Origin of the sequence: Pedobacter sp., from assembly GCF_041662865.1 — a bacterium.
In the GTDB taxonomy this organism is placed as follows: domain Bacteria; phylum Bacteroidota; class Bacteroidia; order Sphingobacteriales; family Sphingobacteriaceae; genus Pedobacter.
Genome location: NZ_JBAZRL010000008.1, coordinates 82,711 through 102,138 on the forward strand (window position 1 = coordinate 82,711; position 19,428 = coordinate 102,138).

At 35.0% G+C, this 19,428-nt stretch carries 22 protein-coding genes; 7 read left to right on the forward strand and 15 right to left on the reverse strand.

What is annotated here, in order from left to right:
* Window positions 1-4: 4 nt before the first annotated feature.
* The 9 genes from WC622_RS04790 to WC622_RS04830 all read right to left on the reverse strand — a co-directional run bounded on the left by WC622_RS04790 (window position 5) and on the right by WC622_RS04830 (window position 7,988).
* Window positions 5-1,648, reverse strand: coding sequence for a M28 family peptidase (locus WC622_RS04790; RefSeq protein WP_372817812.1), 1,644 nt, complete (start codon window positions 1,646-1,648; stop codon window positions 5-7).
* Between the two features lie 67 nt (window positions 1,649-1,715).
* A complete protein-coding gene (gene rpiB / locus WC622_RS04795; RefSeq protein ID WP_372817814.1) occupies window positions 1,716-2,156 on the reverse strand; it encodes a ribose 5-phosphate isomerase B in 441 nt (146 codons plus the stop codon).
* Between the two features lie 69 nt (window positions 2,157-2,225).
* Window positions 2,226-3,107 (reverse strand): twin-arginine translocase subunit TatC, encoded by an 882-nt coding sequence (gene tatC, locus WC622_RS04800; protein WP_372817816.1) that lies wholly within the window; start codon window positions 3,105-3,107, stop codon window positions 2,226-2,228.
* An 80-nt stretch (window positions 3,108-3,187) separates the two neighbouring features.
* Window positions 3,188-4,528 carry an acetyl-CoA carboxylase biotin carboxylase subunit gene (gene accC / locus WC622_RS04805; RefSeq protein ID WP_372817818.1) on the reverse strand — a complete coding sequence of 447 codons (1,341 nt, stop codon included), beginning with the start codon at window positions 4,526-4,528 and terminating at the stop codon, window positions 3,188-3,190.
* Window positions 4,529-4,572: 44 nt separating this feature from the next.
* Window positions 4,573-5,049 (reverse strand): acetyl-CoA carboxylase biotin carboxyl carrier protein, encoded by a 477-nt coding sequence (gene accB / locus WC622_RS04810; RefSeq protein WP_372817820.1) that lies wholly within the window; start codon window positions 5,047-5,049, stop codon window positions 4,573-4,575.
* 148 nt (window positions 5,050-5,197) lie between these two features.
* Window positions 5,198-6,193 (reverse strand): beta-ketoacyl-ACP synthase III, encoded by a 996-nt coding sequence (locus WC622_RS04815; RefSeq protein ID WP_372817822.1) that lies wholly within the window; start codon window positions 6,191-6,193, stop codon window positions 5,198-5,200.
* Between the two features lie 15 nt (window positions 6,194-6,208).
* Window positions 6,209-7,147 carry a phosphate acyltransferase PlsX gene (gene plsX, locus WC622_RS04820; protein WP_372817824.1) on the reverse strand — a complete coding sequence of 313 codons (939 nt, stop codon included), beginning with the start codon at window positions 7,145-7,147 and terminating at the stop codon, window positions 6,209-6,211.
* Between the two features lie 98 nt (window positions 7,148-7,245).
* A complete protein-coding gene (rpmF, locus tag WC622_RS04825) occupies window positions 7,246-7,437 on the reverse strand; it encodes a 50S ribosomal protein L32 (protein ID WP_173272963.1) in 192 nt (63 codons plus the stop codon).
* 17 nt (window positions 7,438-7,454) lie between these two features.
* On the reverse strand, window positions 7,455-7,988 hold the full coding sequence (locus tag WC622_RS04830) for a DUF177 domain-containing protein (RefSeq protein ID WP_372817827.1): 534 nt from the start codon (window positions 7,986-7,988) through the stop codon (window positions 7,455-7,457).
* Window positions 7,989-8,118: 130 nt separating this feature from the next.
* On the opposite strand from WC622_RS04830, the gene WC622_RS04835 reads away from it, so the two are divergent.
* The gene (locus WC622_RS04835; RefSeq protein WP_372817829.1) at window positions 8,119-8,310 is read left to right on the forward strand and encodes a hypothetical protein; all 192 of its coding nucleotides are present in this window, start codon (window positions 8,119-8,121) and stop codon (window positions 8,308-8,310) included.
* Between the two features lie 6 nt (window positions 8,311-8,316).
* On the opposite strand, the gene WC622_RS04840 is transcribed toward WC622_RS04835, so the two are convergent.
* Window positions 8,317-9,156, reverse strand: coding sequence for a sulfurtransferase (locus WC622_RS04840; RefSeq protein WP_372817830.1), 840 nt, complete (start codon window positions 9,154-9,156; stop codon window positions 8,317-8,319).
* Between the two features lie 2 nt (window positions 9,157-9,158).
* A complete protein-coding gene (gene pdxA, locus WC622_RS04845) occupies window positions 9,159-10,238 on the reverse strand; it encodes a 4-hydroxythreonine-4-phosphate dehydrogenase PdxA (protein ID WP_372817832.1) in 1,080 nt (359 codons plus the stop codon).
* Between the two features lie 106 nt (window positions 10,239-10,344).
* Between pdxA and rsmA the strand changes: the two genes are divergently transcribed.
* From rsmA to WC622_RS04860, 3 genes are read left to right on the forward strand one after another with little or no spacing between them, the layout of a single operon-like run.
* Window positions 10,345-11,130 carry a 16S rRNA (adenine(1518)-N(6)/adenine(1519)-N(6))-dimethyltransferase RsmA gene (rsmA, locus tag WC622_RS04850; RefSeq protein ID WP_372817833.1) on the forward strand — a complete coding sequence of 262 codons (786 nt, stop codon included), beginning with the start codon at window positions 10,345-10,347 and terminating at the stop codon, window positions 11,128-11,130.
* Between the two features lie 2 nt (window positions 11,131-11,132).
* Window positions 11,133-12,062 (forward strand): 2-hydroxyacid dehydrogenase, encoded by a 930-nt coding sequence (locus tag WC622_RS04855; protein ID WP_372817835.1) that lies wholly within the window; start codon window positions 11,133-11,135, stop codon window positions 12,060-12,062.
* Between the two features lie 40 nt (window positions 12,063-12,102).
* Entirely contained in the window at window positions 12,103-12,579 is a 477-nt protein-coding gene (locus tag WC622_RS04860) for an OsmC family protein (RefSeq protein WP_372817836.1), read from the forward strand.
* 82 nt (window positions 12,580-12,661) lie between these two features.
* Here WC622_RS04860 and WC622_RS04865 read toward each other — a convergent pair whose 3' ends face one another.
* The gene (locus WC622_RS04865) at window positions 12,662-14,539 is read right to left on the reverse strand and encodes a M1 family metallopeptidase (RefSeq protein ID WP_372817838.1); all 1,878 of its coding nucleotides are present in this window, start codon (window positions 14,537-14,539) and stop codon (window positions 12,662-12,664) included.
* A gap of 224 nt (window positions 14,540-14,763) precedes the next feature.
* Here WC622_RS04865 and greA point away from each other — a divergent pair, with 224 nt between their 5' ends.
* Together greA and WC622_RS04875 are read left to right on the forward strand one after the other, a co-directional pair.
* Window positions 14,764-15,237 (forward strand): transcription elongation factor GreA, encoded by a 474-nt coding sequence (gene greA, locus WC622_RS04870; RefSeq protein ID WP_372817840.1) that lies wholly within the window; start codon window positions 14,764-14,766, stop codon window positions 15,235-15,237.
* A gap of 96 nt (window positions 15,238-15,333) precedes the next feature.
* A complete protein-coding gene (locus WC622_RS04875; protein WP_372817842.1) occupies window positions 15,334-15,723 on the forward strand; it encodes an HIT family protein in 390 nt (129 codons plus the stop codon).
* A gap of 31 nt (window positions 15,724-15,754) precedes the next feature.
* Here WC622_RS04875 and WC622_RS04880 read toward each other — a convergent pair whose 3' ends face one another.
* The 3 genes from WC622_RS04880 to rsgA form a co-directional block, all read right to left on the reverse strand.
* Window positions 15,755-16,081, reverse strand: a complete 327-nt coding sequence (locus tag WC622_RS04880) for a nucleotide pyrophosphohydrolase (protein ID WP_372817844.1) — start codon at window positions 16,079-16,081, stop codon at window positions 15,755-15,757.
* A gap of 10 nt (window positions 16,082-16,091) precedes the next feature.
* A complete protein-coding gene (gene dtd, locus WC622_RS04885; protein ID WP_372817846.1) occupies window positions 16,092-16,550 on the reverse strand; it encodes a D-aminoacyl-tRNA deacylase in 459 nt (152 codons plus the stop codon).
* Between the two features lie 93 nt (window positions 16,551-16,643).
* Entirely contained in the window at window positions 16,644-17,564 is a 921-nt protein-coding gene (gene rsgA / locus WC622_RS04890) for a ribosome small subunit-dependent GTPase A (protein ID WP_372817855.1), read from the reverse strand.
* A 463-nt stretch (window positions 17,565-18,027) separates the two neighbouring features.
* Here rsgA and WC622_RS04895 point away from each other — a divergent pair.
* Window positions 18,028-19,428: aspartate kinase (locus tag WC622_RS04895; protein ID WP_372817848.1), on the forward strand; the 1,401-nt coding region annotated here is incomplete at its 3' end.

Consider the following 19,428-nt stretch of genomic DNA (forward strand, 5'->3'; position numbering starts at 1 on the left):
AAATCTAGTTTGTAGTTTTAGGTGTACCGTTTTGATTTTTATCTACAATAGGTCTATTTGCTCTGTTTGCAAGTTCCCAAGCTATGTAATAGGTTAAATGCGCTCTTTTTGCTAAAAGATCAAAATTGATTTTACTCACTTCATCACCTAAACCATGGTAATCCTTACCTAACATACCATCGTAAAAGAAAATAATTGGAATGTTGTTTTTAGCGAAATTGTAATGGTCGGAACGATAGTAAATTCTCTCAGTATCTTTCGGATCATCGTATTTGAAATCCAATTTAAGGTTGGTGTAAGTATTGTTTATTTGTTCTTGAATTTGACCAAGTTCTGTACTTAACATCGATGAGCCTACAGAATATACGTAGTTTGCACTATCTGCTTTGCCTAAATATTCTTCGCCAATACGACCAATCATATCTGTGTTTAAATCGGCAATAGTATTTGCTAAAGGAAATACAGGGTGCTCAGCATACCACTCAGAACCTAACAATCCTTTTTCCTCACCAACTACAGTCATAAATAATATGCTTCTTTTAGGGCCTTTACCAGCTTTTTTAGCTTTTGAAAATGCTTCGGCCATTAATAAAACTCCAGTTGTACCAGAACCATCATCATCAGCTCCATTATATACTTTATCTGTAGCGTTAGGGTCTTTGTTTAAACCAATGTGATCATAGTGACCTGTAAGTACTAAAACTTCATTTTTTAATTTAGGATCTGAACCTTCTAAAAAGCCAAGAACGTTTTCTCCACGTTGCGGTATTTCTTTTTTCTGAGCAGTAGCAACTACAGTAGTTGTAGCAGTTAATGAAGAAGGTTTAACACTAGCCGTGATTTTTTTTGCTAATTCTTCTACAGTGGTATTATTTGCTTTTAAAATTTCATTTGCAGTAGCAGGAGAAATAGTTATTGTAACTAATGGATTTGCTCTTTGTGGAGCTGCTGTTGCAGGAGCATCTTTCTTTAGCATAATTCTGCCAGCTGTTGAAGCGATTTTTGAATATTCAGGTACATTATCAAAATTCATATCAACAAATAAAATAGCTTTTGGTTTAGCAGCCATTAAACCTGACATCATTTTCTGTCTAGCCATCATTGCAGCACGACCAGTAAGTGCAGGTTCGCCAGCTTTAGCAGTTGGATCTCCAGCGGAGAAAATCATTACTACTTTACCTTCAGCATTAATACCATCAAAGTCGTTGTATCCTTCCTTAGTAATTCCGTATCCAGCGAAAACAACTTCACTAGCATTTAATTCTAACCCAGTAGTTGGAACAGTATTGTTTGGAATTACGAAATCTTTGTATAATTGTTTTGCTTTTCCATTTACTGTAAATGTAGCATTCACAACATCGTTAGTGATTAAACCAATTTTTTGAAAATAGGGATCACTACCATCTTTTACAGGTCCTTTTAAGCCAAAGCTTTGAAATTGTTTTTTGATGTACTCTGCTGCCATCCAAGCACCTTTTTTACCAGTTTCTCTGCCTTCATACTCATCAGAAGCGATAACTGAAAGATGGCTGTACGCTCTGGTTTTATTTATAGCTTCACTAAATTTTACAGCATCAGGGTTTTTCTGAGCTGTAGCACTCAAACTTAGCATTATTGCAAAGCCGGTGTATAGAAATTGTTTTTTCATCAGTTTTATAATTGTTTTTATGGTCATGAAACTATCGTTTCATCGGTTTAATAAGTTACAGGTTATTTTAGCACGATATTTTTTCTACTCTTTTCGCATGTCTACCACCTTCAAAAGCAGTGCTTAAAAAAGTAGTAGCCATTTCTTTTGCCAAATAGGCGGATACAAACCTAGCTGGAATGCACAAAATATTGGCATTGTTATGTTGTCTGGCTAAGGCCGCTATTTCATTTTCCCAACAAATTGCAGCTCGTATTTGCTGATGTTTATTGGCGGTAATAGCTATGCCGTTTGCACTACCACATATTAATATGCCAAAATCAAAATCCTTGCTTTCCACTGCTAAAGCAACAGGGTGAGCAAAATCAGCATAATCTACAGAATCTGCAGAATATGTCCCGAAATCTTTCAATTCATGTGCTGATAAATAATCTTTTAAGATTTCTTTATACTCGAAGCCAGCATGATCTGATCCAATAGCAATTCTTAATTTATCTCCTGTAGGCATTTCCAAATTTAAATAGAATTATACAGCTTATGCGTAAATTTTTTGTTGCGCTTATTTCAATAATAATCCTTAATTTTTATAGAATAAAGCTTCGGCTTTTAGTTTTTTCCTTTGGATATTCGCCGAAATCATGATACTCAGTTCGTACAATAAGAATAACGGCAGCGCAACAATCATCATGGTAAATGGATCTGCAGTAGGAGTTACTACAGCCGCAACTATTAAAATTAATACTGCTGCATATCTTCTATTTTTCCTCATGAATTGAGGCGTCATTACGCCAAGTTTAGAAAGAACAAAAATAACAACAGGTAATTGGAAAATAATCCCGGTTCCTAATGTTAAGGTAAGTACAGTAGAAAGATATGAATCGATAGTAAATGTATTTTGGATGCTTGGGTCTACAGTGAAATTGATTAAGAAATTGATAGACCAAGGTGCAATGAAGTAATAACCAAATAAAACGCCTGATAAAAATAATATGGATGCAAAAAACACAAAACCTTGTGATGATCTTCTTTCTGTTTCTAGTAATGCAGGTTTGATAAATAACCAAATTTCGAATAAAAGATAAGGAACACCTAAAATTAATCCGGCTGTAATACATGAGCTCATTTGTAGAGTAAACTGACCAGACATCTCTGTATTGATAATTTTTGCATCTATTTTAGTAATACAAAAATCTTGTCCAATTGATGGGAACATTGCAGCAATCTTACATCCCATTCTGTACGTCCAAAAACTTGGATCTTTTGGGCCCATGATAATCTTGCCCCAAATGAAATCAGAATAATAAAACGCAACACAGGTAAGTAAAGTTACTACAGCTAATCCTCTCAATAAATGCTTGCGTAGTACATCAATATGATCAAAAAAGGACATTTCTGCCTCTAAACTTTTTCCTTTATTTTTTATGGATTCAATTAGATCCTTTGCTTTGTTCTCGCTCATTGAAATTAGTTAGTAAACAAAAATACCATTCTGTTTGAAATAGAATGGTATTTACGATTTAAATCTATAAAAAGATTATATTATTCTGAGAATTCGAAAGTTTCCATAAATTTAGTGGTAAAATTACCAGCTCTAAAGTTAGGATCTTTCATTAATTGTAAATGAAAAGGAATAGTTGTTTTTACGCCTTCAATTACAAATTCACTTAATGCACGTTCCATTGTACAGATTGCTTCTTCACGAGTTTGTGCAACACAAATCAGCTTTGCAATCATTGAATCGTAATTAGAAGGAATTTGATAACCTGCGTATACATGTGTATCCACACGTACACCATGGCCACCTGGAGAATGGAAATTAGTTATTCTACCTGGTGATGGTCTGAAATTATTAAATGGATCTTCTGCATTAATACGACACTCAATAGCATGCATATTTGGTACATAATTATTCCCTGAAATCGGAATGCCAGCAGCAACTTTGATTTGTTCTTTAATTAAATCGAAGTTAATTACTTCTTCAGTAACTGGGTGTTCTACTTGGATACGGGTATTCATTTCCATAAAGTAGAAATTACGATGTTTATCAACTAAAAACTCTACTGTTCCTGCACCTTCGTAACTTACCGCAAGTGCACCTTTAATAGCTGCTTCACCCATTTTCTCGCGTAATTCTGGAGTCATAAATGGAGATGGAGCTTCTTCTACTAGTTTTTGATGACGACGTTGAATAGAACAATCTCTTTCTGATAAGTGGCATGCTTTTCCATATTGATCTCCAATAATTTGAATTTCAATGTGGCGAGGATCTTCAATGTATTTTTCTAAGTAAAGACCATCATTACCAAAAGCAGCGCCAGATTCTTGACGAGCGCTATCCCAAGCATTTTCAAATTCTTCATCTTTCCAAACAATGCGCATCCCACGGCCACCACCACCTGCAGTAGCTTTTAAAATTACAGGATAACCCATTCCTTTAGCAATCTCAATACCTTCTTTAACGCTTGATAACAAACCTTCAGAACCTGGAATTGTAGGTACTCCAGCAATTTTCATGGTTTCTTTAGCAGAGGCTTTATCACCCATACCATTAATTTGCTCAGGAGTAGCACCAATAAATTTAATTCCGTAATCACGGCAAACCGAAGAAAATTTAGCGTTTTCTGATAGGAAGCCATAACCAGGGTGAATTGCATCAGCATTTGTTAATTCTGCAGCTGATATAATATTTGGAATACTTAAATAAGAATCTTTACTAGGAGGAGGACCTATACAAACAGCCTCATCGGCAAAACGTACGTGTAAACTCTCTCTATCTGCGGTAGAGTAAACAGCAACCGTTTTTATGCCCATTTCTTTACAGGTACGTATAATACGCAAAGCGATTTCGCCCCTGTTGGCAATTAATATTTTTTTAAACATAATTTCTCTATAATTAGCAATTAGCTAATTGAATAATTGGCTAATTAAATAGGTTCTACTAAGAATAATGGTTGATCGTATTCAACTGGTGATGCATTATCAACCAATACTTTTACTATACGGCCCGCAACTTCACTTTCAATTTCGTTAAATAATTTCATTGCCTCAATAATGCAAACTACTTTACCCACTGCAACCTCGTCACCAACATTTGCAAACGAAGGTTTATCAGGGCTAGATGAACGGTAGAATGTACCAATCATCGGTGATTTTATAGTAATGTATTTTGATGTATCTTCAGCTGCTGGAGTACTTGCTGCTTTAGTTTCTGCAGCTTGTGGAACCGCTGCTGCAGGAGTTGCTGACTGAGCCGCTACTGGTGCAGGTAAAGCCGCATTTACATAAACCGGCGCCTGGTTAGTTTTAATGGTAATTTTGAAGTTTTCTTGCTCTATAGCAACTTCATTTACCCCCGACCGAGAAACAAATTTAATGAGTTCCTGAATTTGTTTAATATCCATTCTTTTGTTGTTATGTTAAAAAAATTGGTGTCTTTATGAATTAACTAAGTTATAGTTTTTTTGTTTTAAATTATAGTCAAATGGTTCAACAGTTCATCGGTTCACTTGTTGTTAGGTAAAACTAATAAGTTAATGAACTATGCCCAAATTAACTAGTATAAGCCCACTTTAAATACACAGATCCCCATGTAAAACCTCCGCCAAATGCGGCTAAAATAAGATTATCACCTTTTTTTCGTTTACTTTCCCATTCCCATAAACATAATGGAATTGTACCGTTGGTTGTATTGCCGTAACGTTCTATGTTGATCATTACTTTATCTGTGCTAACACCCATTCTGGAAGCAGTTGCATCAATAATACGTTTATTTGCTTGATGTGGTACTAACCACGCAACATCATCTGAAGTTAAGCTATTACGCTCCATAATTTCTGCAGCTACATCGGCCATGTTTGTTACAGCAAACTTAAATACTGCTTGACCTTCTTGATGAACTACGTGTTCATTGTTGGCTACAGTTTCTGCACTAGCAGGGCGAGCAGAACCACCTGCTTTTTGACCTAGGTAGTTTCTTCCAGAACCATCAGTACGTAAAATAGAATCTTGTACGCCTAGTCCTTCTTCATTTGGTTCTAATAAAACAGCTCCACATCCATCGCCAAAAATAATACAAGTAGTACGATCTTGATAATTGATGATAGAGGACATTTTATCGCCACCAACTACTAATACTTTTTTATGTTTACCAGATTCGATAAATTGAGCTCCTGTCGATAAGCCGAAAATAAAACCTGAGCAAGCTGCTTGTAAATCGTAACCCCAAGCATTCTTTGCACCTATTTTATCAGCTAAAATATTTGCAGAGGCTGGAAAAGGAAAATCGGGAGTTGTTGTACAAAAGATGATTAATTCGATTTCATCTGCGCCAATTCCTCTCTTTTTAAGCAATCCATTTACCGCTTCAACAGCCATATCAGATGTGCCTAAACCTTCTCCTTTTAATATTCTTCGCTCTTTAATGCCTGTTCTTGAAGTTATCCATTCGTCTGATGTATCGACAATGGTTTCCAGTTCTTTATTTGTTAAAATGTAATCTGGAACGTAACCATGAACGGCAGTAATAGCAGCGTGAATTTTGTTCATTTTATTTGATTTAAATTATTGGAATGCGGCTTGTATTTTACCAATTAAGTCAGATGTTATCATATCTCTTGATTGGAAAATCATGTTTTTAATCGCCTCAGGACTAGAAATTCCATGCCCAATTAATACTGGTGCATTTACCCCTAAAACTGGGCTACCGCCGTAATTTTCGTAATTAAAGCGATCAAAAAATTCGTCTTTTAATCCTTTTTTTATAGTTAATACATAAAATGATTCTGCTAATTTAAGCATTACATTTCCTGTAAATCCATCACAAACAATTACATCGGCTTTATCATTAAATAAATCTCGGCCTTCAACATTACCAACAAAATTGAAAAGTTTTGTTTCCTTCATCAATCGATGACTAGATAAAGCAATCATATTACCTTTTTCGTCTTCTTCGCCAATATTCATTAATGCTACTTTCGGATTATTAATTTGCATCACATTCTCAGCATATAGACTACCTAATACACCAAAATCCATTAGGTTATCTGGCTTGCAATCTGCATTAGCGCCTACATCTAATAATAATCCGGTGCCGCCTTTTAATTTGGGTACAATGGTACATAAGCAAGGCCTAGAAATTCCTGCAATTGGTTTTACGCTGAAAACAGCACCAACTAACATAGCGCCAGAATTTCCCGCACTTGCAAATGAATCTAATTTACCTTCTTTTAATAATTGGAAGCCTACAGCAATGCTTGAGTTTGGCTTTTGAAGAATAGCCTTTGTAGGATGCTCGCCCATACCAATCACTTCATCGGTATGTACGTATTCAAAGTGATCGGGATTGAATCCGTTCTCTTGAAGTAGAGGTTTAATCTGCTGAGTATCTCCAATCAACACTAAATGCTGATCAGGAGCTAGGGATTGATGAGCTGCTATTGCTCCCAAAACAATTGCTTTGGGAGCATAGTCTCCGCCCATAATATCGAGACCTATTTTCATAGTAAAAAATCTTTTGTGTTTAAGCTAAATCGCTTTGCTATTTCATTAATCTAAGGTAAACTTAAACCAATGTAAAACACAAAAATTTTCTTAGAAAATTAACCTATTGAAGTGTTTTCTATAACTAGTTTACCGTTGTAGTACAAGTTACCATCAACATTGTAAGCATGGTGAGGAACGTGTATAGCACCAGTAGTTTGGCATGTTGCCAAAGAAGGAGCTACAGCTTTATAGTGAGTTCTTCTTTTATCTCTTCTTTGTTTAGAAATCTTGCGTTTTGGATGTGCCATTGTGCTTTATTTAATTATTATTTTAATTTTTTTAATGCTTCCCAACGGGGGTCGTCATTCTGTTTTTCTTCATTTTCTGCCGATCCGCTTGCCAATTTCTCTAAAGTTGCAATCATTTCTGGATCGCATTTTACAGTTTGGCCAACTTGTTGGCAAGTATTTATATAAGGAACTGATACATTAATGAATTCGTAAATTAACTCCGAAACATCAAGTGCACTTTCCTTTTTATTTAGCATGATAATTTCTAAATCATCACTTTCTAAATCGTCTTCAGCAAACTTTACAATTTGCCTTTCATTAATATCAATTGGTTGTGCAAACTCAGCTAAACATTTATCGCAATTAAGTTGTATCGTGCCCCAAATATGGAAATGCAAAATCAACATTGTTTCTTGTTTATCTAATTCAATATCAATTTTAAGTGCTCCATCTTTTACCAAAGAGTACTCAAATGCATCAAAAAAGCTTTTATCAACTTCAAAATCGAATTGATGTTTGCCCAATTTTAAGCCTGTAAACGGGATTGAAAATTGTTTTAATGCCTTCAATTGTAACTAAATTTTAGCCTGCAAAGGTAGAAAATATTTTTATTAAATGAAATGTTTTTTAGAATTAAAACTTGCTAGGCTTCACAACTTTATTGTTTTTTATTTGTTTTATAAAAAAACTTATAAAAAAATGGAAACTCAAGAAAAAATTGATTTGTTGACAATTATTAACGAACAAGTGAGTTCTTCTATTCTTGGAGGAGAAGAAGCAGATTATACCGCTCTAGAAAATGAAGGATACATTAAAATTGATAGAAGTTCCGTACAATGGTGGGCTGTTATAACACCTTTGGGGCGGAAATTTTTAGAAGACAATTGGTAATAATCTTTATTTTTCTGCCAAAATCATGTCTTTATTATTTCTACTCCATTCACTCCAAGAACCCACGTATAGTTTCGGAATTTCTAATCCTGCATAATCCATTGCCAAAAGCATATGGCAAGCGGTAACACCGGAGCCACAATGCACAATTATATTTTCTGATTTAGTATCCGCAAGTACTTTAGTATATTTTTCTTTTAAAATAGTTGGAGTTAAGAATTTACCATCTTTGTCTAAATTTTCTGTAAAAGGTATATTTATGGCATTTGGGATATGACCCGCAATGAGATCTATTGGTTCTGTTAAACCTGCAAAGCGATTTGCATCTCTTACATCAACAATGGTTTGATTTTTCGTTTTGCTTGCAATTTCAACTTCGTTAATATATGCTAATGGCAAATTCCAATTGGTAATTTTATAATTTTCGACAGTTTTAGGTTCTTCAACTTTTGAACTTGTTGGAAACCCAGCATTAATTGCAGCATTAAATCCGCCATTTAAAACTTGAACTTTTTCATGTCCAATTGCTCTTAACATCCACCAAAAACGAGCTGCGGCGTTACTGCTGTTTTTGTCATCGTAAATAATGACATGCGTATTTTTATCTATTCCGAAACGTTTTAGACCATCAGCAAACTGTTCGAATGTTGGTAGAGGATGTCTTCCACCAATGGCGAAATCATTAATATTTGCTAAATCAGTATTTAAATCAATATACAATGCGCCAGCTAAATGATCTTCAATATATCTCGTTTTTGAGCCTGCACTTGCGTCAATCAATACAAAATCATTTGAATTTAAGTTAATTAACTCTATTGGTTGTATGATTGGAGATAGCTTTTGCATACTTAGTTCGCGTCATCCTTCACATCACTCGCTGTTTCTATTAATTTTCCGCCAGTGCGTAATTGGTTACTTAATAGGTTTTCTTGCTCTCTGCGATGTTTAACAATATGAACAGCAGCAAAAACTGCTTCCATAAATGAAGTTGGATCGGCTAAATTTTTACCAGCAATATCATATCCAGTTCCATGATCTGGAGAAGTGCGTACAAATTTTAAACCCGCAGTATAATTTACGCCAGTACTAAATGCAATGGTTTTAAAGGGAATTAAACCTTGATCGTGGTACATGGCTAAAACTGCATCAAATTGTTTGTACGTGCCATTTCCAAAAAAGCCATCAGCTGGGTATGGGCCAAAACAAATAATGCCTTTATCAAACGCTTCTTGTATAGCTGGCGAAATAATTTCTGCTTCTTCTTTACCTAATAAGCCATTATCACTAGCATGAGGATTTAAGCCTAAAACTGCAATTTTTGGTTTTTCAATCCAGAAATCTTTCTTCAAACTATCGTTAATTAATTGAAGTTTTTTAACAATTTTTTCGTGGCTAATCGCTGTTGGCACTTCCAAAACAGGAATATGACCAGTAACTACACCAACACGTAACGTTTCACTAATTAAAAACATTAGTACGTCGTTACTTTCACTGCGTTCTTGTAAATATTCGGTATGACCAGGAAAACTAAAATTCTCTGATTGTATATTATTTTTATTAATTGGCGCAGTAACTAAAGCATCAATTGCACCACTTACTAAATCATCCGTTGCTTTTTGTAAAGATAATAAAGCATATTTTCCGCCAATTTCATTAGCTATACCTAAATCGATTTTTACATCTTCTTCCCAGCAATTAATCATGTTTGCTTTACGCGGATTTGCATCTGCAGCTTTATTGATTACATTAAAAACGAAATCGCTCATATGCAAAGCCTTTCTATGAAAAGATGCCACTTTTGTATGTCCATACACAATAGGCGTACAATAATCTAGCATTTTACTTTCGGCCAAAGTTTTTAAAATAACCTCTAACCCAATGCCATTTACATCACCAATACTTATACCTATTTTAACTTTATCGCTCATGCTGTATTAAAGAATTTAGCGCAAATTAGCGATTAAAAGAGTTAAAAAAAAGTTTTACCATAGAGGCCTCAGGGTTAAACACAGAATAAACCTTAACTTTGCGACAATGAGTTTAGTAAAAGCGAAAAAACATTTAGGTCAGCACTTTTTAACCGACAAGAAAATTGCAGAAAAAATTGTAAATGGTCTAATTCATACCGATCAATACCATCAAGTTTTGGAAGTTGGACCTGGAATGGGTATTCTTTCAGATATTCTATTGGCGAGAGAAGATTTAGAAACTTTTCTGATTGATATTGATGTAGAATCCATCGCTTTTTTAGCCGATAAATATCCCCAGTTGGGAGAACGATTAATTAGTGGAGATTTTTTAAAGCTAGACTTAACTTCAATTTTTTCAGGCAAATTCGCTGTTATAGGCAATTTCCCATATAATATTTCATCCCAGATTTTATTTAAAATTTTGGAACATAAAGACCATGTTGTTGAAATGGTGGGGATGTTTCAGAAAGAAGTTGCAGAACGTTGTGCATCAAAATCTGGCACTAAAGAATATGGGATTTTAAGTGTGTTGATACAGGCTTATTACGATATCGAATATCTATTTACAGTAAAACCAGGTACATTTAATCCACCACCAAAAGTAAATTCTGGAGTTATTCGCTTAAGTAGAAATAGCATGGAAACTTTGCCATGCGATGAAAAACTATTTTGGCGCACAGTAAAAGGTGGATTTAATCAGCGCCGTAAAACATTGCGCAATGCTTTGTCGGGTACTATTTCTAAAGATAAAATGGATAATCATCCGTTTTTTGATAAACGAGCAGAACAATTAAGTGTGGAAGATTTTATAACCTTAACTCAACACCTAAGTTTTTTAATGGGTCAATAACAATGAGCAAAAAGATTTTAATTATAGACGATCTCCACCCAGTGTTTAAAGAGCAAGCTGCTGCTTTAGGTTTTGAAGTAGATGATTTGCCTTTAATTACAAGAGCTGAAACATTGGCTGTTATAAAAAATTATGTCGGCATTGCTGTTCGAACTAAATTTAGAATTGATAAAGAATTATTCGATGCTGCCCCAAATTTGAAGTTTGTTGCGAGGGCAGGAGCGGGTTTAGATAATATTGATGAAGCTGATGCGGCTGAAAGAAACATACGATTAATCAATGCCCCAGAAGGAAATAGAGATGCAGTCGGCGAACATGCGGTTGGTCTTTTACTTTCTTTAATGAATAATTTTCGAAAAGCGGATACAGAAATTAGAAATGGAATTTGGGACAGAGAAGGTAATCGTGGTTACGAATTAAAAGGTAAAACCGTTGGAATTATTGGATACGGATTTATGGGACAAAGTTTTGCTAAAAAACTTTCGGGATTTGAAGTAAATATAATTGCCTACGATAAATATAAAGCTGGTTTTAGCGATGCTTATGTTCGAGAAGTAAGTATGGAAGAAATTGTAAAACAAAGTGATGTTTTGAGTTTGCATATTCCATTAACAAAGGAAACCAGACAAATGGTGAATGAAGAATATTTGTATCATTTCAAAAAGCCAATATTTTTTATCAATACGGCCAGAGGCGAAATTGTAAATACATCTGCTGTGCTAGATAAAATAAAAAGCGGCAAAATTTTAGGCGCTGGTTTAGATGTTTTAGAAACCGAAAAATTTCCATCGTTGAGCGAACAGCCTTGGTTTGACGATTTGAAAAAATCGGGCAAGGTAATTTTAACTCCTCATGTTGGCGGATGGACCTTTGATTCGTATCGTAAAATTTCTGAAGTTTTGGCTCAAAAACTATCGGATATCAAATTATAAATCCCTAAATTGCTGATAAGAACTAAACATCAAATATCTTATGGCAAAAGAACATCAATATAAAACCAATTTAGTTTGGGCAGGCAACAAAGGTTCGGGAACAATGGATTATCGCTCTTACGACCGTGATTTTGTAGTATCTATTGAAAATAAAGCGCCAATTTCCGGTTCATCAGATTCAGTATTTCTAGGCGATAAAACAAAATACAATCCAGAAGATTTATTGTTGTCCTCTGTTTCTTCTTGCCACATGTTATGGTATTTACACTTATGTTCTAAAAATGAAATCGTTGTGATGGAATATAAAGACAACGCCATAGGTATAATGGAAGAAAACTCCGATGGTAGTGGACAGTTTAAAGAAATTTTATTGCAACCAGAAGTTGTTATTTCTAAAAAGGAGCAAAAGGACTTAGCAAACTCACTTCATGAAGAAGCAAATAAAATGTGTTTCATTGCTAATTCCTTAAATTTTCCGGTTAAGCATACACCAAGTTGCTCTGCTATTAACGAGTAAAATTCTGGATAAAAAAGAAAGCCACAGATTCGCAGAAGTACGGTTAATAATCTGCAAATCTGCGGCTCTTAGTATTCACAAATTATTTACCCTGCCAAGTGTTATCGTTAGGAGTAGCATCCATAAAAATACCATTATCTATAGTAACAGATTTGACCTGTCCTTTGGTAGTAAATTTAGCTAAGAATGTTTTTTGGTTTTCCTTCCAAACTGCTGGTGTATAATGTTTTCTTTCAGTTTTCCCATCCTGATAAGTAACAACAAGGTCAAAAGGAATTGCAAAACCACCTATGTTTTCAATGCCAAATTTATATTCTCCTGCAACTTTAGAAAGTATGTGTCCAATTCTTAAATCCAAATAATTATTGCTGAAAAACCAGTTGTTAAAAAACCAATTTAAGTTTTGTTTAGCGCCGCTATTCATAGAGTTAAAATAATCCCATGGAATTGGATGTTTGCCATTCCAATTATCCATATAGGTGTGTAAAGCGGTTTTAAATAAATCATCACCCAACATATCTTTTAATGCCAAGTACGATAAAGAAGCTTTTCCATACGAGTTATTACCATAGCCCGAGCCAGATAATTGTGTAGACATCGAAATAATCGGCTGATCTTCTTCTGTAGATTTATCTTTAATGTAACTGTTAACTCTAAAAGATTTATAGAATTTATCTGCCGCATCTTTACCATGTTCGGCAATGCCAATTAAATATTCTAATGTAGTTGCCCAACCTTCATCCATAAACGCATAACGAGTTTCATTTATGCCCATATAAAATGGGAAGTAGGTATGTGCAATTTCATGATCTTGTACTAACTGCGCAAATGTTGCATCACCAGTTTGTGAATCATTTACCATTCCAGGATATTCCATATCAGCAAAACCTTGGAAAGCCGTCATTTTAGAGAATGGATAAGGAACGCCTGGCCAGTTGTTAGAAAACCAAGCCAACGCATAATTATTGTTTTTAACAGAGTTGACAAAATCAGTTCCTTTCACATCGTATGCAGCTTGGGTGCTTACTCTACGCTTAGTTTTATTATCTACAATTACACTTCCAGCATCCCATAAATAGGTGCTACTTAAACCAAAACAAACATCAACTATGTTGTTTACAGAGAATTTCCAAGTATTCCAATCGTTTTGTAAAGTAACTTTACCGCTTTTCATTTCCTGCTCAGTAGCGACATGGATTACTTCATCACTTGTGTATGATTTTTTTAATCGAGCAGCAAATTCAGGTTGCAAAACCTCATCAGGATTTAATAAATCGCCTGTGGCATAAACTACAAAGTTTTTAGGTGCTTTTACAGAGAAAACATAATCGTTAAAATCGTTATAAAACTCCTGACGATCGGTATGCGGTAACCTATCCCATCCGTTGTAATCATCATATACTGAAACACGAGGATAACTGTATGCCACGTACATGGTTGTTGGGTCTATTTGTCCTTCACGACCACTTTCTTTTGATAATGGATAATTCCAATCGATATTTAATAACGCCTTTTGGCCAGGTAACAGAGGAGATTTTAATCTTACATCACCAGTTGTACCCCAACCTTTAGTATTTACGTTGTAAACTTCACCGTTAATTTTTAGGGAAGTAATTGTTAATCCTGCAGATAAAAAATCTTCGCTAACACCACCGCCTCTTGGTGCTGTTGGCTTATGCAAATTGTTTACAAAACGAATAGTAATCGTCTTTAATGTGTCTCTGCTGTTGTTCGAATAATCGATGCTTTCTGTTCCACTTACAATTTTTGTATCGGTATTAACTGTGATTTCCATGTTGTATTTACCATGGTTTTGCCAGTAATTTTTACCAGGTTTCCCATCCAAAGAACGAGTACCTTTTTGATAAGCTGCCTTAATATTTCTAGGCATATATAATTCTTGTGCAAACAGTGTAGTTGTACAGGTTAGCACTACTAATGTGAGAATAAATCTTTTCATGTAATTTTTATTTGAAAGCTAAATTAGCGAAAATTATAGGTAGCCTATATACATCACTTTATTTTTACGAGTGCAGAAATCTTATCGAATTGTTTTTTAAACCAAAATATTTGCTTTTGTAAAAATTGCCTTATATCTTCGTTTTAATTCAAAGCAAGACTATGTAGGCTAATGGCCGATGTAGTCTTGTTTGTTTTTTAGAGGATTTCATAAAAATAATTAGTATGTCAGACGTAACTTATTATACCCAAGAAGGTTTAGATAAACTGAAAGAGGAATTACACAAATTAAAAACTGTGGACAGAGCGGCAATATCTAAGGCTATTGCAGAGGCTAGGGATAAAGGTGATTTATCTGAAAACGCAGAATATGACGCGGCGAAAGAAGCGCAAGGTTTACATGAAGCAAAGATTTCTAAAATGGAAGCCACGCTTTCCACTGCTCGCTTAATTGATGAAAGTAAGCTAGACTTGTCAAAAGTTTTAGCCTTATCTATCGTTAAAATTAAAAACATAAAAAACGGTGCAACAATGACTTATCAATTAGTTGCAGAAAGCGAAGCTGATTTAAAAACTGGAAAAATTTCAGTAAAATCTCCAATTGCGCAGGGCTTATTAGGTAAATCTGTTGGTGATACTACTGAAATTCAAGTGCCTGCTGGTAAAATGGAATTCGAAATATTAGAAATATCAAGATAAAATAATGTTGCAGGTTGCGTGTGGTGAGTTACGGGTTTGGATTCGTAATATAACGCACCCAATCCCACAACTTGCAACCCATAACTCACAACCCGTATGACTATATTTTCAAAAATTGTAAGTGGAGAAATTTCGGCTCATGTAGTAGCAGAAACTGCCGATTTCTTAGCATTTTTAGATGTAAATCCATTAGTAATGGGACATGTATTGGTTATTCCAAAAAAGGAAATAGATTATATTTTCGATATGGATGATGAGCTTTATACGGGTTTAACACTTTTTGCAAAGCATGTAGCCAAAGCCGTTAAAGCAGCATTTCCATGTAAAAAAGTTGGTGTAGCCGTTATTGGATTGGAAGTGCCACATACACATATTCATCTTATACCAATGAATAATGTAAGTGATATGAATTTTGCGAAAGAAAAACTGAAACCAAGCCAAGAAGAACTTGCAGCAGCCGCTGCCAAAATAAAATCAGTACTATAAAAAAGGCTCCGACAACAAGTTGGGGCCTTTTTTATTTTAACTTCTCGTTATTCTTATGCCTATCCGTATCACGAATAGTTTTCTTCTCTAAATTTTTAATTAAGGCATCATTTAAATCAATTCCTGTCTGATTGGCTAAACAAATCAATACAAAAAGCACATCAGCCATTTCGTCTGCTAAGTTTACTTCTTCATCACTTTTTTTAAAAGACTGTTCCCCATATTTTCTCGACATGATCCGAGCAACTTCACCAACTTCTTCCATCAAAATTGCTGTATTCGTTAACTCATTAAAATAACGAATTCCAGTAGATTTAATCCAGTTGTCTACAGTTTCTTGTGCTTGTTCGATAGTCATATCATTTATGTTAGTGGTTATCTTTATCTTTTGTGTCCATTACAATTGTAACTGGACCATCATTTACCAAGTTAATTTTCATGTCGGCACCAAAAACACCACAGGCTATTTTTTTGTTAAGCAGAGCTGATAAAGTTTTAATCATTTCTTCATACATCGGGATAGCTTTATCGGGTCTAGCAGCTTTGGTAAAGCCAGGTCTGTTTCCTTTTTTAGTTGCGGCAAATAAAGTAAACTGACTAATTAATAAAATATTCCCATCAATATCGGCCAATGCTTTATTCATTAACCCATTTTCGTCACCAAAAACTCGCATATTCGCAATTTTTGGAGCTAGCCATTCCAAATCTTCTTGTGTATCCGCATCTTCAATACCCAATAGCACTAAAAATCCAGTATCGATCGCTCCAGTAATTTTATCGTCTACTGTACAGCTAGCTTGTGTAACTCTTTGTAAAACTGCTCTCATTTTTTGGTTTGTTGGTTTATTCGTTTTTTGGTTTGTTTGATTTGGGGAGTTATGTCAAGACCCAAACAACGAACCAACTAAAAAACTAACTGTCTAAGCACGGGTATCATTTCCATGAAAAATACTCAAATAACTTTCATATCTGCTCACTTCAATTTCACCATTTTCTACCGCCTTTATCACTGCACAACCAGGTTCATTAACATGACGACAATTATTAAAACGACATTGATTTAATCGTTCTCGCATTTCTACAAAATAATGGCTCAATTCCTCAGGTCTAATATCAAAAATACCTAATTCTCTAATTCCAGGGGTGTCAATTAAATAACCACCAAAAGGTAATGAATGCATTTCAGCAAAAGTTGTGGTATGCTGTCCTTTGTCGCTCCAATCAGAAATTTCGCCAGTTTTAATCTCAAATCCAGGCAATAAAGCATTGATTAAACTAGATTTTCCAACACCTGAGTGACCAGAAAACAAAGTGGTTTTATCTTTCAATAAATCTTTAATTTGATCTACATTTGTACCTTTTAGAGCAGAAACCTCATAGCATGGATAACCAATTTTCTCATAAATCGCTTTATACTCTGCTAAAATTTCAAGCCCCTGTTTGCTAAATAAATCAAGCTTATTAAATATTAGGCAAGTGGGAATGCTATATGCTTCAGAAGTAACCAAAAAGCGATCAATAAAACCCAAAGAAGTACGAGGTGATGCTAATGTAACTATCAGGAAAGCTTGGTCTAAATTTGCCGCAATAATTTGTGCTTGTTTGCTTAAATTAATGGATTTGCGGATAATATAATTCTTCCTATCCTGCAATGTATCAATTACGCCAGTTTCTGCGTTTGGTTCCAGTTCAAACCCAACTTTATCGCCAACCGCAATCGGATTAGTAGTCTGTATACCCTGTATCCTAAATTTACCCTTAATTCGGCAATCGTAATTTTTGCCATCCTCGGCATAAACCTGGTACCAACTTCCTGTAGATTTTATTACTAATCCTTGCATATTATGCCATAAAGGTAGTAATATCATTACACGCATAAAAATACTTATAAAATAAGTGTGAAAAGGAAAATAAGTTATGCAGATGCTAGTTTAAGATTTACTGGAGTAAATGAGATAAATCACCTTAATGAGACATTATAATACCTTTTCAAAAAGCTATAGAAAAGCGGTTATTGTTACAAATTTTTCAACTCAGCGGTAGATTTTATAAAAAATTCAACTTATTTTTAAATAATACTTGACATTGTAAAAAATAATCCTCTACTTAGCGGTGTAGAAAATACACTAAGAAAAGAAATGATTTTTAACAACACAATTATTACCATTATTACATCAACAACAGGCCTTGCCTGATGGGGAAACGCTAGTGGTATAATTGAAACACAAAATATTAAGCGCTCCCGACAAAATCGGGAGCGTTTTTTTTTGAGATATATTTTTTGAAACAACGTTAAGCACATATATGAACATTTTAAAATTTGGCGGAACATCCGTAGGTTCCGTAGAGAGTATCAGCGCCTTAATGGGCATTTTAGCAAAAGAACAGCAGCAAGTAGAAAAGCCAGTAATTGTGTTGTCGGCAATGAGTGGTGTAACCAACCTATTAACTGCAATGGCAGAAAAATCAGCGCTAGGACAAGACTATAACAAAGAGCTTGAGGCGATTGAACAACGTCACTTCGAAGTTGTTAGAGCATTGTTGCCAGCGTCGGCGCAAAATCCAGTGCTTACTAAACTAAAACTATATTTTAATGAATTGGAGGAGCTTTTGCAGGCTATTTATAACCTTCAAGAATTAAGTTTGCAAGCAAAAGATTTGGTCTTAAGCTATGGTGAACGCTGCTCCACATTTATGGTTTGCCATATAGCCAAGCAGCAATTTCCAGATGCGGTATTTGCAGATGCTGTTCAATTTATTAAAACAGACAGTAATTTTGGACAAGCAAGAGTAGATATGCAATTAACAGAGTTCTTGGTTAAAGATTTTTGCCAAACTCATGCAGGTAAGATGCTATTTGTTACCGGGTTCATTGCAAGTAACGATGCAAATAGGGTAACCACATTGGGAAGAGGTGGGAGTGATTATACCGCCGCCATTTTAGGTTCAGCCTTAAATGTTGGTGAGATACAAATCTGGACCGACGTAAATGGGATGATGACCGCCGATCCAAGGATGGTTAAAAAGGCATTCTCTTTACCAGAGTTAAGTTATATTGAGGCTATGGAACTGTCATATTTTGGCGCTAAGGTAATTTACCCGCCGACAATGACGCCAGCGTTTTTAAAGAAAATCCCAATCGTTATTAAAAATACTTTTGATGTAGATTTTGAGGGGACTTATATCCGCCATGGCGCAAAACCATCTTCTTTACCTATTAAGGGGATTTCATCAATCGACGAGATCAGTATTGTGAATTTGGCAGGCAGTGGCATGGTTGGTAAGGCTGGTTTTAGTGGTAGGCTGTTCTCGTTATTATCCCGCGAGCAAATTAATATCGTATTAATCACTCAATCATCGTCCGAGCATAGCATCACTTTTGCCGTTAAACCAGCGGATGCTGTTAAGGCAGTTGCCCTAATTGAAAAGGAATTTGATCTTGAATTGCAAGCTAAGAAACTGGAAGTTCCGGAAGTAGAAAATGGTCTCGCGGTGTTAGCTATTGTGGGAGAGAATATGAAACGCACACCGGGTATTTCAGGGAAATTATTCCATGCACTAGGTAGAAATGGTGTAAATGTACATGCCATTGCACAAGGTTCTTCTGAGTACAACATCTCCGTAATTATTGCAAAAACAGATTTATCGAAAGCCATCAACGCAGTGCATGACGCATTTTACGCTGAGTTGAATAAAACACTCCAT